General features: G+C 39.7%; 16 protein-coding genes and 3 pseudogenes. 2 read left to right on the forward strand and 17 right to left on the reverse strand.

Annotation, left to right across the window (positions count from 1 at the left end; genetic code table 11):
- The first annotated feature begins 82 nt into the window (after positions 1–82).
- Entirely contained in the window at positions 83–664 is a 582-nt protein-coding gene (locus MKZ26_RS10445) for a transposase (protein ID WP_340767638.1), read from the forward strand.
- Positions 665–1,200: 536 nt separating this feature from the next.
- Here the strand turns inward: MKZ26_RS10445 and MKZ26_RS10450 are convergent.
- The 17 genes and pseudogenes from MKZ26_RS10450 to MKZ26_RS10530 form a co-directional block, all read right to left on the reverse strand.
- On the reverse strand, positions 1,201–2,004 hold the full coding sequence (locus MKZ26_RS10450) for a cupin domain-containing protein (RefSeq protein WP_340766134.1): 804 nt from the start codon (positions 2,002–2,004) through the stop codon (positions 1,201–1,203).
- Between the two features lie 757 nt (positions 2,005–2,761).
- A pseudogene (locus tag MKZ26_RS10455) lies at positions 2,762–3,536 on the reverse strand (sulfite exporter TauE/SafE family protein).
- Positions 3,537–3,598: 62 nt separating this feature from the next.
- Complete coding sequence (locus MKZ26_RS10460; protein WP_340766135.1) at positions 3,599–3,826, reverse strand: sulfurtransferase TusA family protein; 228 nt, start codon at positions 3,824–3,826, stop codon at positions 3,599–3,601.
- A 23-nt stretch (positions 3,827–3,849) separates the two neighbouring features.
- The gene (locus MKZ26_RS10465) at positions 3,850–4,977 is read right to left on the reverse strand and encodes an MBL fold metallo-hydrolase (RefSeq protein ID WP_340766136.1); all 1,128 of its coding nucleotides are present in this window, start codon (positions 4,975–4,977) and stop codon (positions 3,850–3,852) included.
- 11 nt (positions 4,978–4,988) lie between these two features.
- A complete protein-coding gene (locus MKZ26_RS10470; RefSeq protein ID WP_340766137.1) occupies positions 4,989–5,555 on the reverse strand; it encodes a sulfurtransferase TusA family protein in 567 nt (188 codons plus the stop codon).
- 49 nt (positions 5,556–5,604) lie between these two features.
- Positions 5,605–5,901: pseudogene (locus tag MKZ26_RS10475) on the reverse strand (rhodanese-like domain-containing protein).
- 20 nt (positions 5,902–5,921) lie between these two features.
- A complete protein-coding gene (locus MKZ26_RS10480) occupies positions 5,922–6,281 on the reverse strand; it encodes a rhodanese-like domain-containing protein (RefSeq protein ID WP_340766138.1) in 360 nt (119 codons plus the stop codon).
- Between the two features lie 99 nt (positions 6,282–6,380).
- The gene (locus tag MKZ26_RS10485) at positions 6,381–8,081 is read right to left on the reverse strand and encodes an FAD-dependent oxidoreductase (protein WP_340767639.1); all 1,701 of its coding nucleotides are present in this window, start codon (positions 8,079–8,081) and stop codon (positions 6,381–6,383) included.
- A 433-nt stretch (positions 8,082–8,514) separates the two neighbouring features.
- Positions 8,515–9,066: a carbonic anhydrase gene (locus MKZ26_RS10490; protein ID WP_340766139.1), complete on the reverse strand. Its 552-nt coding sequence runs from the start codon at positions 9,064–9,066 to the stop codon at positions 8,515–8,517.
- Positions 9,067–9,079: 13 nt separating this feature from the next.
- Positions 9,080–10,741 (reverse strand): SulP family inorganic anion transporter, encoded by a 1,662-nt coding sequence (locus tag MKZ26_RS10495; protein WP_340766140.1) that lies wholly within the window; start codon positions 10,739–10,741, stop codon positions 9,080–9,082.
- A gap of 45 nt (positions 10,742–10,786) precedes the next feature.
- Positions 10,787–11,182 (reverse strand): DsrE/DsrF/DrsH-like family protein, encoded by a 396-nt coding sequence (locus tag MKZ26_RS10500; protein ID WP_340766141.1) that lies wholly within the window; start codon positions 11,180–11,182, stop codon positions 10,787–10,789.
- Positions 11,183–11,282: 100 nt separating this feature from the next.
- Positions 11,283–11,510 carry a sulfurtransferase TusA family protein gene (locus tag MKZ26_RS10505; RefSeq protein WP_340766142.1) on the reverse strand — a complete coding sequence of 76 codons (228 nt, stop codon included), beginning with the start codon at positions 11,508–11,510 and terminating at the stop codon, positions 11,283–11,285.
- Positions 11,511–11,526: 16 nt separating this feature from the next.
- On the reverse strand, positions 11,527–12,654 hold the full coding sequence (locus tag MKZ26_RS10510; protein WP_340766143.1) for an MBL fold metallo-hydrolase: 1,128 nt from the start codon (positions 12,652–12,654) through the stop codon (positions 11,527–11,529).
- 44 nt (positions 12,655–12,698) lie between these two features.
- On the reverse strand, positions 12,699–13,268 hold the full coding sequence (locus MKZ26_RS10515; protein WP_340767640.1) for a sulfurtransferase TusA family protein: 570 nt from the start codon (positions 13,266–13,268) through the stop codon (positions 12,699–12,701).
- Positions 13,269–13,311: 43 nt separating this feature from the next.
- A complete protein-coding gene (locus MKZ26_RS10520) occupies positions 13,312–13,608 on the reverse strand; it encodes a rhodanese-like domain-containing protein (RefSeq protein WP_340766144.1) in 297 nt (98 codons plus the stop codon).
- Positions 13,609–13,634: 26 nt separating this feature from the next.
- Positions 13,635–14,114, reverse strand: a complete 480-nt coding sequence (locus tag MKZ26_RS10525) for a DsrE/DsrF/DrsH-like family protein (RefSeq protein WP_340766145.1) — start codon at positions 14,112–14,114, stop codon at positions 13,635–13,637.
- Positions 14,115–14,180: 66 nt separating this feature from the next.
- Positions 14,181–14,444, reverse strand: coding sequence for a metal-sensitive transcriptional regulator (locus tag MKZ26_RS10530; protein ID WP_340766146.1), 264 nt, complete (start codon positions 14,442–14,444; stop codon positions 14,181–14,183).
- A 231-nt stretch (positions 14,445–14,675) separates the two neighbouring features.
- Between MKZ26_RS10530 and MKZ26_RS10535 the strand changes: the two are divergent.
- Positions 14,676–14,831: pseudogene (locus MKZ26_RS10535) on the forward strand (chromate transporter); the annotation flags it as partial.
- Positions 14,832–14,839 lie beyond the last annotated feature (8 nt).

A 14,839-nucleotide genomic window follows, 5' to 3' on the forward strand; every position in this document is an offset into this window, starting at 1 on the left:
GGGGCGACGGTTACATATGCCGCAAGACAGACGAAAACACCGGCAACTACGGTGGAAAGAGCTTCAACCTGTAGCCGTCGTCATGGATTTGGCAAAAGGCTACCATACCTTTATCAATGAAATATATCCATCTGCCATTCGGATTGCCGATTGTTTCCATGTGAATCGTTATGTGACAGAAGCCTTACAGGTTGTTCGAAAGCAAGTTCAGAAAGAACTTTTGCCCCGCGCGCGTCAACAATTAAAGAGGCATTTTCGACTCCTGGGTAAACGGGCGGATCAATTAACCGACAAAGAAACCGAATTGATCAACCAATTCCTTCAATATTCGGATGTTTTACGCGCGGTCTACGAATGGAAAGAAGCATTTATTACTTGGTATGATTGCAGTTCAAATCATACCTTAGCCGTAAAAGGTTTCGTGCGGTGGATTAAGCAAGGTGAACAAATCAACAGTTCAGCTGTACAAAGCTGTCTAAAAACCATGAAAAATTGGCAGGAAGAAATCTGTAATTACCACCACTTACGTTTCACGAATGCAGCTGTAGAAGGAAGAAACAACAAAATAAAAGCGTTACAACGTCGACATTACTTTATACGAAATCCCCAGCACTACAAACAACGGATTTTACTAGAATGTAACGAGGAGCTTATCGGCTGGTAGAAGTAGTCAAGTACATGTTTTGGTGTTGAGCCAGTATGGTAACAGTAAATAAAGGCTAGTTGTATAATCAACTTAGCCACCTAAATTTAGACAAAAAAATGGCCATTATAAAATTTCGTGTATCATTGAAGTTTACAGACTAACAATGAGAGGACATTTTATAATGGCACACCCACAGAATACCTAACAAAAACGGTTGGAGGTTTGAGGTTGCTGTGACCACTGAAAAAGAACAGTTAGGTTTTTTGCTCGTTAAAGAAATATATATATCAAAAGGAAAGGTCTTTTCAGTGTAATTGTAATTAGGGTCTTAATCGTATTCCCGCTTAACCTTGTATACAGGTTGTATTACTCGTTTCATAATAAAAAGCATGTACAAGTTATATAACCTGTACATGCTTTTTATTATGATTTTTCAAGTAGAGATATAGAAAAAATTCTCCCCAGTTTTCAGGGAACCCCATTCGGTATTTTTTAATAAGTTTTTTATTCTCTGAAATATTTCATTCTCTTAACTATACGATTTCACTCTATTTTTACATGTTTTTGCTTTGCTGAAGAAGTTTAAATTCTCCCGTACGTTCCCATCCTTCTACTGTTTCATATGCTTTTTCAGGAGAATACCCTTTCCCTACAAGAACTCCCATTAAAATAAATTCTTGAAGAATATGTGTAGCATTTATTCCTCTTTTAACATCCTCTAACCCTTGATTCACCAAAAAATCCGTGTACCTTATCCATTCATCTGGCGTCTTGCCAAAAACAACTGTATCTCCATTGCCATGACCGTAACCTTCTTCTGAAGCCTCTGCATAAGCTTTTGTTACATGAACTGTGCCAAATGGATGGTTAGGAGGAGCGTAAATCGAATAAAGTTTTAGCGGAATATTACCTGTATTAATTATATTGTGCCATGTTCCAGCAGGTAACATTATTGCAGAATCATCATAGACATTTCTTTCAAAGTTTAAATTGTCTCTACTCTTGCCCATTTGAACAATACCCTGGCCCTGTTCAATACGTAGGAATTGATCAACGTCAGGATGCATTTCCAAACCGATATCTTCGCCAACATTGAGACTCATTAAGGTAACTTGCAAGTATTTTCCTGACCATAAAGCAGTACGGAATGTATTATTTTGCTTCGCAGCTTGATTGATATTAACGACAAACGGTTCTGCTCCATAATCTTTTAGGTAAGGGACATCATGATTGGAGGAGCGAAAATGTTCCACCTCAACAGGAAGAGCCCAGCAACCACATTGCCTACTATGATTATACATTGGCCTATTAGCATAATGAGGATATTGAAATTGATACATATTTGGAACGTAATACATTTTTATCAATCCCTTCACAACTTATAAATTATCCTATGCGCTTTGTAAATGGAGTGTACTTAAATTCAAGATAAATTTGAAGATGCTGGAGTAGTGGTTTTCAACTTTATGCAACCCACCTTACTTTCTCGCTCTTCTGAACCGTGGTAAGAACAAGTTGCTTTCAATCATAACTAACAGAAGTGCTCTATTTTTTTGAGCCCGGAAAGCCTAGAGCCCCAAGAACTCTGAATTATGAAGTTAACTAAATTACCACTTGTGTTGATTATCCATTTAATAGGTTGTTAAATGGCTAGAATTAAGCAGTTTTGGCTATAAATTATAATTATATTCTACATCTTTCTATAGTTGGCTGAAGTGTAAGCGCCGACTCCTGCGGGAACAGCAGTGCAAAGATGGGAAGAGGAAGTACACTCTTCCTCGGCTGAAGACCCTGGACTGAGCGTAGCGAGGGAAGCGGCTGAAGCCGTGCCCGCGGAAAGCGTGCGCTGGAACGGAAGCCAACGGATTCACAGTATTTCAACTGTATAATAATGGGTAATCAACAGACGTGCTAAATTACATAGATATTTCGCTTTAATAAAAAAGACTATCCGTGACCGATTATTCACCGGCTTACAGATAACCCCATTTCCAACTAACTCTATCAAGTATGCCTTGGCATATTTCGCCCTGATTTTTATTTGTGCTTGGTTAAATAATGCCCTTCAAATTCTGTGGCATCCGGCGGGGGGGTCTGAACCCCTGCTGAATTATGTTAAAAATCCATCCATATTTTAATAGCGGTTCCTAAAATTAGTATGGCTAATATCCACTGTAATGCTTTTGTATTCATCTTTTGTCCAAGTTTCGCTCCAATCGGTGCCGCCAATACACTCGCTACAATCATGACAGCCGCTGGACTATATAGTACTTGGTCCGTTAAAACTTTCCCAACAGTTGTGCCAATAAGACGAGATGAACGTAATAGCAAGCGAGGTTGCAATTGTCATTCGTGTCGGGACCTTTAGGACAACTAACATAATTGGCACAAGAATAAATGCACCCGCGGCACCAACAATACCTGCCCCAATTCCAACGATAAATGCAAGCCCAGCCACCAACCACTTATTAAATTTCACTTGGTCGACCGGTATATCGTCCAACCCTTTTTTGGTACAAACATCATGATAGCCGCAATCGTTGCGAGTAAACCGTAAACAAGATTGATGGATCCTTCAGCTAACAAGTTCAAGCCATAACCACCTATAAAACTTCCTATTAAAATACTTGTACCCATGTACAAAATCAATATTTTATTAAGATATCCGCTCTTCCGATATGCCCATACACCCGAAATAGTCGCGAACAATACTTGTATGGCACTGATAACCTGTTACTTCATGCGCGCTAAAAGCAGCCATCCCGAGAAGTGGTGGAACATATAACAACATTGGATACTTGATAATCGAACCGCCAATATCCACCATTCCAGAAATGACAGAACCTACGAAGCCAATTAAAAATAGCACAATCATAAATGAGTAATCCATTACATTATCCTTCTTTCAAAGAGAGAAAGGGTACCCCCAAAGAGATACCCTTTCGTTTTACTTCAGCCTTTCTTTATCCAAAAAGTAAATACGCCTGCCTCTTCTGTTTGCTTTTCAAGATCATGGCCACCCGACTTTGACCATGCAGCCAAGTCAGCGACTGAACCTTTATCCGTTGCTTGAATTTCCAATACGTCGCCCGTTTCCATTTCCTTCATTACTTTCCTTGCACGTACAACCGGCATTGGGCAAGCCAATCCTTTTGCATCTAATACTTTATTTGCTTTCATATAACATCTCTCCTTAGTTTTGATTATCTAACTGCACAACGATTCGGTCCGATTTCCATTTCACGTTGCGTTTCTTCATCTGGTTTTATTTTCCCCATATTCATTTCACGGATTTCTTGGTAGGCGTTTGGCTGAGGTGGTAGGTTCCCTGTTACCATTTCCCTAAACGCTGCCTCATCTTCAATTTTCAATCCATGATTTTCGGTATACAACGTGCCCAGTTTTTCGGATACACTTCCATCATCATTTAACTCTTCTAGAATCATAAAGTGAGCTGGTAAAACTATGAGATTCTCTGCCAATTTCTTATAACGTGTATACAACGTTTCCCTTAAATCGCCTACCCAGTCTTCCGCCAATCCTGCTAAATCCGGCCGTCCAATCGAGTCGATAAACAAAATATCTCCGGACAATAAATACGAGTCATCTACGATAAAGGAAGTCGAACCAATCGTATGCCCTGGTGAATATAATGGCTGAATATCAATCGTTGTATTACCGATTGTAATTGTGTTTCCTTCTTCCAACGGTTCATAAGTAAATGTAACTTCTTCTGCATCTTTTGGCGGCAACCAGTACATGCCACCTGTCGCTTCCGCAATTTTACGGCCGCCTGAAATATGATCCGCGTGAAGATGTGTATCAAGCACGTGCTTGATTGTAACATCCATCTTTTTAGCGAAATCAATGAATACATCAGTCATTCGTGTTGCATCAACAATTGCCGCTTCACCGTTCGAAATAATCATGTACGACAGGCAACCTTTTCCAATCCGAACAAACTGGTATATCTCTCCGCCATCTTTCAAGTTTCCAACTTTAATTGGCTCTAAATGTTCGCTCCATGCTTTCATACCGCCTGTCAAATAATGAACAGCGCGTCCTTCTTCAGCAATCATCTCTGCGATCATGATCGATGAGCCTTCTTTTGCACAAACCACGACAATGTCTTGATCCAGCGGAAGCTTGTTCATTATCTCTTCAACCCCATCAAGCAAATCAAAATAAGGGATGTTCAGATACCCGATCTTCTCTCCTTCAATTTTCCAATCTTTAAAAACGTCCTCATTCCGAACGTCTACTATGAAAAATGCTTCTTTGTTCACTACTTTTTTTGCAATTTCACTTGCTGTCATAGATTTAACGGTCATTTCTACACCCCCTAAAGTAATTTTTCAATTGAACCGTTCCACTCGCTCATACCTGGTATAACGTTAACAACCTGTGTAAAACCGGCTTTTGATAGCTTTTGAGCAACAAGATCACTACGATTTCCCGTTCGACAAACAACATAAATCTCCGCTTCTTTATTAAGGTCACTTAACGAAGTTTCGACATCCCCAAGCGGAAGCGACTGTGCGCCTGCGATGTGGCCGAACGCAAATTCTGCTGATTCGCGAACATCAAGGACAAGTACCTCTCTATTTCCTTCCAAAATCCCTTGAAGCTCCTTGTTAGAGACGATATGTGGATATTTTTTCTCGATTTTTTCTTCTCCACCTGCTTTACGTAAATAGTGTTTAAGAATTCCATCGGCTTCTGTTGTTCCTAAGTAGTCATGCCCCGAACTTTCAGCCCACGCTTTTAAATCTGCTGTGGATCCTTTATCCGTTGCTTGCACTTCTAACACATTTCCTTGTGCTAACTCTTTCATAATCTTTCTTGTTTTAACAATCGGCATTGGACAAGCCAATCCTTTTGCGTCAAGTACTAAATTAGTTTCTATCATGTCATCTTCTCCCTTCACGTTTAGGTATATTAAGTTTCAAAAAATATACTTATTCCATTGGACCTTCCCAATCATTCATACCGCCAACCATATTCATTACTTTATAACCGTGACTATCAAGCAATTGTGCAGCTCTTCCACTTCATCCACCTGAAAGGCATACCATCGTGTACACAGTTCCTTTATCCAATTCATGCATTCGGAACTCCAATAATCCAAGTGGAATGTGGATTGCTCCCACTATTCTTACCTCTTTCACTTCATCTAATTCACGCACATCGATTATGTGAATCTGTTGGTTTGTATTTAATTTCTTTTCGACTTCCATTGGTGTTATTTCATTCATCTTAAACCCTTCATTCTCTCTTAAAACCAAGCACTCATACCGCCTTTTACATTACAAACTTTTTTAAAACCTTGCTTTCTTAGTATTTTTGCCGCTTTTATACTTCTCATTCCGCTTTGACAAATGACAACTACCTCTTTGTTTTTGTCCATCTTATTAGTTTTTTTGGGCAACTCTGAGAGGGATATGTTTTTAAACTGCGGGCGATGGTTCGCCCTATATTCTCCAGGTGTACGTACATCAATAAATTGAACCTTCTTATCTTTAAATTTATCCTTTGTTTCCTGTATGGTAATATTCGTAATTCCTTTTGTTGGAATGAAACGATAAGTAACAAAAACAACTAAAAATATAATAACGACCCATTGTATGATGTCCATTCTGCAACCTCTAACTCCTTATTCATTAATAGTTAATTTAACTGAATCATTTTCATACTAGAGAATTGAGTAATTATGAAATTGACTCAACTACTAAAATTATTTAAAATTGTATTCCGTTACAATTTTTTCCCTGCCAGTAACTAAGTCATCGTGATATTCATATAGGCAAATACCTAAATAGGATCCGGAAATATTAAACACATTTTCAAATCCTAAGTTTTCAAGTGCGATAACCATCTTATAACCGCGTTGCCCAGAACGACAATGGATATATACAGGTTGATCCTTTGGAATTTCATCCAAACGGTCTCTAAATTCGCTCAATGGGATATTCACTGCATTTTTTAAATGTCCTCCATTATATTCGTCTTGTTCTCTTGCATCAATAACAAAGGCATTATTTTCAACCAACTCCCGAACTTGTGAAACTTTCACCTCTTTGTATCTTCCGTACAATTGATTGAGTGCCACTAACGCTGCATGATTGACAACATCTTTGGCTGTTCCCATCATAGGAGAGTAGGACAGTTCTAGATCTTTCAAATCCTCTAATGTCCCATTCATTGTAATCATCGTTGCAATGACGTCAATCCGCTTATCAACATTTCCTTTACCAATTGCTTGCGCCCCTAATATTTTCCCTGTTGGAACTTCGTATACTAATTTAAAATACATCGGACTGCTGTTTAACATTAATCCAACCTTGTCAGCGGGAATAATATAGACAGAATCATAGCTAATGCCAGCACTTTCAGCCATTCGCTCATTTAAACCCGTTGATCCAACATTGAGATCAAACAAATGCATAGAAGATGAGCCAATGACCCCTTTATTTTGATTTGGTATTCCATACATATGATCTGCAGCCGCTCTCGCTTGCTTCTGCGCAGGACCTGCCAATGCGAGTCGAGTAGTTGTCTGTGTCAGTTTATGGTAAACTTCAATCGCATCACCAACAGCGTAAATATCTTTATCGCTTGTTACATAATTGTGATCCACTTTTATTACGCCTGTCTCACCGATTTCAAAATCTGCATTTTGGGCTAACGTAATTTCTGGTCTTACACCAATTGCCAGTACAACAGCTTCGGCCTTTACTTTCTTGCCTGATTGCGTTTGAATATACCCGTCTCCGACTTTCTTCAATCCATCATTTAAAATTAGATTCACTTCATTATCGACCATCTCTTTATGCAGAATTTTCACCATACCATAATCTAACGGCATCATCATTTGATTTGCAAATTCAACTAAAGAAATATTGTATCCTGCCAACTTCAAATTCTCTGCGACCTCAACACCGATGAAACCACCCCCAATTACGGCAATATCTTTAAGACCTTTTTGCTTTATAAACGTATTAAGTCTCTCTATATCAACAACGTTACGTACTGTAAAAACATTGTCTTCATTTACCCCTTCTATATTAGGACGAATAGGGGCAGCCCCGGGTGAAAGAACCAATTTATCATAGCTTTCCACATACGTTTCGTTATTGAGTGTATTTTTGACAGTTATTGTTTTCGAATCGCGGTTAATTTCCATCACTTCTTGATGAACTTTTGCTTCAATATTGTATCTTTTTTTGAAAGTTTCAGGAGATATTAAAACGAGGTCTTCGCTGTTTTCCACAACACCACTCAAATGATAAGGGAGTGCACAATTCGAAAAAGAAACGTGCGGTCCTTTTTCAAACATAATAATTTCCGCCGTCTCATCCAGTCTTCTTACCCTTGCCGGCGCAGAAGCGCCTCCTGCAACTCCTCCAACAACTAAATTTTTTTCCCCATTAAGAATCTTCCTTTCTTCTATCTATTATCTGAGCCATTCAACATTTCACAACTGCATTCCCATACCGATAGGGGTATATTAACTTCTAAATAAAAAGTGCGAACTATTAGAACTACTTTCTCATACAACGCCAACTATATACCCTCGCAGGTATACTGTCAATATTTAGTTTTTAAGACTAGTTATAGATTCTACTTAGCCACCTAAATTCAGACAAAAAAATGGCTATTATAAAATTTCGTGTATCATTGAGGCAGCTAGAGTTGCAATGAGAGGAATTTTCATAATGGTACACACTTAGAATGCCATACAAAACATAAGTTTAAAGACCTTAACCCTTTTGACCGTGGCATAAAGAGGTGCACTCTAACCGAGAGATTGCAATTTCTTGCTAAAAGAGTACATCTCTTTACAAGAAGCTAATCACCGTACCTAGCCTTTAAGCCAGGCGTTCTAATTCTCCCGATTCAACATGGAACAAGTACCCTTGCACTTCGACATTCTGACCATATTTTATATAAATAGGATGTTTTTTTAATTTCTTCACTTGTCGCAATACATTTTGTTTACTCAGTTCGTCTAAATCCATGCTTTCAGTCTCAAAATTGGTAGGCAAGCTTTCTTGAATATGGGAAACCCACTTCTGTAACTCCTTTTCATGATTGCGCTCCATCGCCGCTTTCACACCGCCACAGCTCGTATGCCCTTTGATAATAATCTTTTTCACCTTTAGATGCCGGATGGCAAAGAAGAGACTCGCCGCAAAACTCTCATCCGCTGCCACCACTTGATTGGCGATATTACGATGCACAAACATTTGGCCTAAAGGCAATTGCGTGATGACTGATGGACTCACACGGGAATCACTGCAAGAAAGAACGAAATATTCAGGACTTTGACCATTTTTCAATTCCTCAAAAAAATCTGGATTTGTTTCCTTCGCCATCCGGATGAATTCTTCATTTTTATTACGAAAGTCTTGACTTGCCAATGTGGCTCCCCCCTTACTTCCCAATTGATGATAAGACATGCGCAATCGATACGTATTGCATGCGATCTGCGTACTTTTCGTTCCAACCCGCTTTTTTTAACAAGTCCCGAACAGGCCCTTTAATCCCTGCAAAGTAGACCTTGATCTGACCTTTCGAACAGTTGTCCATCATGTCTTCTAGTGCATGAATGGCTACTGCGTCGATTGAATTTACCCCTGAGAAATCAAGAAGAATCCACTTTAACGCTGGACTTTCCGCGACTCGCTCACAAAGCTTTTCTTCGATAAAGTTCATATTAGCAAAATACAAAGATGCGTCAATCCGGTATATCAAAACCTCTGGATCCGTTTCCGCCTCTGGGAATCGCTTCACATTACGAAAAACCTCTTCGTTTTTTAAAAAACCTAACTCGGCCATATGCGGATAGGCACTTCTTGCAATGAACACGACCAATGAAAAAGCAAGACCGGCTAAAATTCCCTGTTCAATCCCGATAAATAACGTTGCGATAAATGTGACAGCCCATGTCCCACCATCGAGTTTATGAACTTTGAATAAGCCTTTCGCTTCTTTAAAATCGATTAATCCATAAACAGCGACCATAATAATTGCCGCTAAAACCGTGTTCGGCAAGTAATAGAAAAAGTCTGTAAAGAACAACAACGTGAGAAGAATAAGCACTGCTGTAATCATCGTCGCAAGAGGCGTTCGCGCTCCGGCTTGATAGTTCACAGCAGAGCGTGAAAATCCGCCTGTCACTGGATAACCAGAAAAGAATGATCCTGCAACGTTTGCAAGACCTAATCCAACCAATTCCTTATTCGGTACAATCTTATACTTTTCTTTCGCTGCAATCGCCTTGGCCATCGCAATCGATTCCATGAAACCGATAAATGAAATGGTCAATGCAATCGGCAGTAACAGTAAAATGGAGTCCATATTGAACATTGGCACAGACAGCGATGGTAAACCCTTCGGAACCTCGCCGACAATACTTACACCTGCATTTTGTAATTGGAACAGATAAACGATGATACTGCTTAAAACAACGACAACAAGTGGTCCTGGAACTCTCGGAAGAACTTTTTTCAGCGTGACCAGAAGGATGATACTACCCGCTCCAATGGCAAATGATATGGGGTTAATTTCTGCTATTTTCCGGATGGCTTCCCAAAGTACCAAAAACACTTGATTCGATTCTAACTTCACTCCAAGCAAATGCTTCAATTGACTCAATCCAATAATAATGGCTGCGGCTGACGTGAAACCACTAATTACAGCATGAGACAAAAAATTCACTATAAATCCTAGCTTCAAAACCCCCATTAAAAATTGGATGACCCCAACCATAAGCATCAGCAGAAGGACGAGTGAAATATATGATTCCGTGCCTGGTTCCGCGAGCGTAGACACGCCTGCCAATACCAATAACGATACCATCGCAACTGGACCTACTGCCAATTGCCGCGATGTTCCAAACAATGCATAAACTAAGAGTGGGATTGTTGAAGCATATAGCCCAATAACCGGAGGAAGCCCGGCTAGCATGGCATAGGCCATGCCCTGAGGGATTAACATGACGGCAACAATGAAACCAGCCGATAAGTCTCCACTCAGGTCGGATTTTTTATAGTCATGCATCCACATCAAAGCAGGTATTAACTTCTTCAGCACGATTTTCTCTCCTTTCCATTCCCACTACTTGCATACTCTGGATAATCAAAACGTTAAAGAGATATCGGCATCGGAAGCAAAATGGATGAAACTAGCGGCTCCTGCTACTTCTATTCCTTCTACAAACTCATCTTTCGTCATATTCATGACATCCATTGTCATTTGGCAGACAATAAACTTTACGTCCATTTCTTGTGCAATTTCAATCAATTCAGAAATAGAAGGGACATTCTGCTGCTTAAAGCCTTCACGGATTGCTTCACGGCCTTCAGGAATCGGCAATTGCTTATGCGCCTCTTTATGCACTAATTGTAAACCATCGAACGTAAAGAAAATACCTACTTCCGCCTCGCTTGCAGCAGCTGCTGTCGCAATATTAAATACTTTGTACGCATCAAATAATCCACCGTTACTTGCAATAATCGCTACTTTTTTTGACATCTCAATTCCTCCAATAAAGTGATTTAAATGTAATATAGCTTTTACTTTCTTTCAAAAAAGAGAAAGGGTATCTTTTTATAAAACACCCTTTCGATTTTTCTTATCCTTTTTGAATATAAAACTTAAAGACGCCCGCCTCTTCGAATTGATCTAGAAGTGTATGACCGCCAGATTTAGACCACGCTGCCAAGTCTGCAACAGACCCTTTGTCAGTTGCCAAAACTTCCAATACTTCTCCCGTTGCCATCACTTTAATCTCTTTACGTGCACGCACTACTGGCATTGGGCAAGCCAACCCCTTTGCATCCAACACTTTTACAACATTCATTTTTCATTCGCTCCCTTTATCTTACTGCACAGCGATTTGGTCCGATTTCCATTTCACGTTGTGTCTCTTCGTCCGGCATGATAATTCCCATATTCATTCGTCGGATCTCTTGATACGCATTCGGTTGTGGTGGCAAATTACCCGTTACGAGCTGTCTGAATTCCACCTCGTCCTCGATATTCAAACCATGATTTTCCGCGTAAAGCGTTCCTAGTATTTCAGAAACACTACCATCATCATTCAATTCTTCCATGATCATGAAGTGAGCCGGGAGAACAACTAAATCATCCGATAATTGCTTGTAACGTTTGTATAATGACTCACGTAAATCATTTACCCAGTCTTCTGCAAGTCCCGCCAAGTCCGGACGGCCGATGGAGTCGATGAACAAAATATCACCTGATAGAAGATAGTGATCATCCACGATAAAAGATGTAGATCCAATCGTATGTCCTGGTGAATAAAGCGGTTGAATCACAATTGTGGTATTTCCGATTTGAACGTCTTTACCCTCTTCTAATGCTTCATATTCAAAGATTACCTCGCCGGCATCTTTCGGTGGTAGCCAATACGTCCCGTTCACAGCTGCAGCAAGTTTACGTCCGCCTGAAATATGATCTGCATGCAAATGCGTATCAAAAACGTGTTTGATTGTCGCATTTTGTTCTTTTGCAAAGTCAAGGAATACATCTGTCATACGAGTGGCATCAACGACAGCCGCCTCACCATTAGAAATAATCATGTAGGACAAGCAACCTTTACCGATACGGACAAATTGGTAAACTTCTCCGCCACCTTTTACTTCCCCAACTTTCACTGGTTCCAAGTGTTCACTCCACGCTTTCATGCCTCCTGCCAAATAAGATGCCGGAACACCCTTCTCGTCTAACATTTCAGCAATCATAATAGAAGAACCTTCTTTTGCACAAGCGACCAAGATTTCTTGATCCTTCGGTAATTGTTCCATGATTTCTTCTACACCATCCAGAAGATCGAAATACGGAATGTTCAAGTATTGTACGTTTTCACCTTCAATTTTCCAATCTTCAAAGGCGTCCTGGTTTCGTACGTCAAGGATAAAAAGCCCTTCCTTATTGATCACTTTTTTAGTGATTTCACCTGCTGTTCTTGCTGTAACTGCCATCTTCTATATACCTCCCAAATGTATATATATTTTTTTGTTGGTAATTATAAAGACTTTTCTGTAGCGCCTTTCCACTCACTCATGCCTGGAATCACATTTCTCACATTATTGAAACCCGCGGTCGCCAACTTTTGGGCTGCAGTATCACTTCTGTTTCCAGTACGGCAAACAACGTAGATTTGCGCTTCTTTATCTATCTCCTCAAAACCCTGTCCTAATACACCTAGTGGTAGTGACTGTGCACCTGGAACATGACTAAATGCATATTCTGCTGCTTCACGGACGTCGAGGACTATCACCTCCTTGCCTTCGTCAAGCACTACTTGTAAATCGTTATGTGATGCAATATATGGATGCTTAGTTTCAGCCTTTTCCTCTCCACTCGATTTACGGAGGTAATGTTTTAACACATCGTCTTCCTCTGTCGTACCTAGATAGTGATGACCTGCACTTTCAGCCCATGCTTTAATATCTGCTGTCGATCCTTTATCGTTCGCCACCACTTCCAAAACCTTTCCGGGTTCCAAGTCTTTCATAGTCTTACGTGTTTTGACAATAGGCATTGGGCAAGCTAGCCCTTTTGCGTCCAAAACGAAATCTGTTTGAATCAATATAAACTCTCCTTATACCCATTAGGGTATGTTTTTTTATAAAAAATTATTCGGTTGGACCATCCCAATCAAGCATACCGCCAACCATGTTGACCGCTTTATAGCCGTAATTTTCAAGGAATTGAGTTGCACTACCACTGCGACCGCCCGAACGGCATACCATTATATATTCAGCATCTTTGTCCATTTCATTCATTCGGAACTCAAGTAAACCTAGGGGAATATTTACAGCATTTGGAATTTTCCCCGCAGCTACTTCTTCAACTTCACGTACATCAATAATATTGATTAATTGATTATCCTGTAATTTTTTTGCTATTTCAGCTGTTGTAATTTGTCTCATATTTGAACAACTCCTTTTCATGTTTGTTAAATAAACAAGTTGACATTGCCGTCTTGTGCATCGCCTAAATACGCCGCGACTCCGGCATATTCAATGCCGTCCAACAGTTCTTCTTGCTGTAGACCTAGAAGATCCATTGTCATTGTACAAGCAACAAGTTTAATATCCTGTTCTTCTGCTAATTCAATAAGTTGTGGGAGCGTCAATGCATTATGCTTTTTAATGACGTGCTTAATCATCTTGGGACCCATTCCCGCGAAGTTCATTTTAGAAATGCCCATTTTATCTGCACCACGTGGCATCATTTTTCCAAACATTTTTTCTAAGAAACCTTTCTTTAGCGCAACTTGTTCATCCTTACGCAATGCGTTCAAACCCCAAAACGTGTGAAAAATCGTCACTTCATGATCATACGCTGCAGCCCCGTTCGCAATAATATAAGCTGCCATTGCTTTGTCATACTCACCACTGAACAATACAATGGTCGTTCTTTTCGTTTCAGTCAATTAAATCTCCCTCTCCAAGTACCCTATAGGGTATAATGTTTATTAAAAAGAAAAGAGTCGATTATTTCAGCGACTCTTTACTAGTAGGTCTACTGCTTCTCTTACGATATCCTCTTGTGTTCTTGAATCACTGTCCTCCATTTGTTGAATACATTCAATCAAATTAGAACTGACGATTACACCAATTGTCCTGTCAATCGCCGATCGAGAGGCTGACAATTGAGTGATTACATCTTTGCAGTCTTTGCCCTCATCCATCATTTTCAGAATACCTTTGACCTGACCTTCAATCCTTTTTAACCTGTTTTTAACTTTGTCATCATATTCCATGGTTTGGGCTCCTTTTTGTTTACCTGATGTCTCCACTTTATACCCGTCGGGGTATAAAGTCAACACATTTGTTTTTGTTAAAGCTCGAAGTTAAAAATACGTAGCAATATTATCGTAGGGATATGTTAAGAATGTGTTAACTCCCTTATCTAATCCCGAGATAGTACAGATTAGTGCTGTATTAATAAGGGCTTGAATTGACATATAATACTTAATAAAAAGAAGTTTACAATGAATCAAATCAACCCGAATAGGGGTTTCAAATCACTATTGGAGATATTTCTAGTTTCAACACGATTGGGATTAACCTCTTTTGGTAGACCAACGGCTCATTTAGGCTATTTTCATGAAGAATATGTAAGTCGAAGAAAGTGGATGGATGAAAAAGGTGTCTA

This window comes from Sporosarcina sp. FSL K6-6792 (assembly GCF_038004885.1).
Lineage (GTDB): Bacteria > Bacillota > Bacilli > Bacillales_A > Planococcaceae > Sporosarcina > Sporosarcina psychrophila.

Excerpts from the sequence above, each read along its gene's own strand:
- MKZ26_RS10445 (WP_340767638.1), top strand. The coding sequence starts at position 83 with ATGGATTTGGCAAAAGGCTACCATACCTTTATCAATGAAATATATCCA.
- MKZ26_RS10450 (WP_340766134.1), bottom strand. The coding sequence starts at position 2,004 with ATGTATTACGTTCCAAATATGTATCAATTTCAATATCCTCATTATGCT.
- MKZ26_RS10460 (WP_340766135.1), bottom strand. The coding sequence starts at position 3,826 with ATGAAAGCAAATAAAGTATTAGATGCAAAAGGATTGGCTTGCCCAATG.
- MKZ26_RS10465 (WP_340766136.1), bottom strand. The coding sequence starts at position 4,977 with ATGACCGTTAAATCTATGACAGCAAGTGAAATTGCAAAAAAAGTAGTG.
- MKZ26_RS10470 (WP_340766137.1), bottom strand. The coding sequence starts at position 5,555 with ATGATAGAAACTAATTTAGTACTTGACGCAAAAGGATTGGCTTGTCCA.
- MKZ26_RS10480 (WP_340766138.1), bottom strand. The coding sequence starts at position 6,281 with ATGGACATCATACAATGGGTCGTTATTATATTTTTAGTTGTTTTTGTT.
- MKZ26_RS10500 (WP_340766141.1), bottom strand. The coding sequence starts at position 11,182 with ATGTCAAAAAAAGTAGCGATTATTGCAAGTAACGGTGGATTATTTGAT.
- MKZ26_RS10505 (WP_340766142.1), bottom strand. The coding sequence starts at position 11,510 with ATGAATGTTGTAAAAGTGTTGGATGCAAAGGGGTTGGCTTGCCCAATG.
- MKZ26_RS10510 (WP_340766143.1), bottom strand. The coding sequence starts at position 12,654 with ATGGCAGTTACAGCAAGAACAGCAGGTGAAATCACTAAAAAAGTGATC.
- MKZ26_RS10520 (WP_340766144.1), bottom strand. The coding sequence starts at position 13,608 with ATGAGACAAATTACAACAGCTGAAATAGCAAAAAAATTACAGGATAAT.
- MKZ26_RS10530 (WP_340766146.1), bottom strand. The coding sequence starts at position 14,444 with ATGGAATATGATGACAAAGTTAAAAACAGGTTAAAAAGGATTGAAGGT.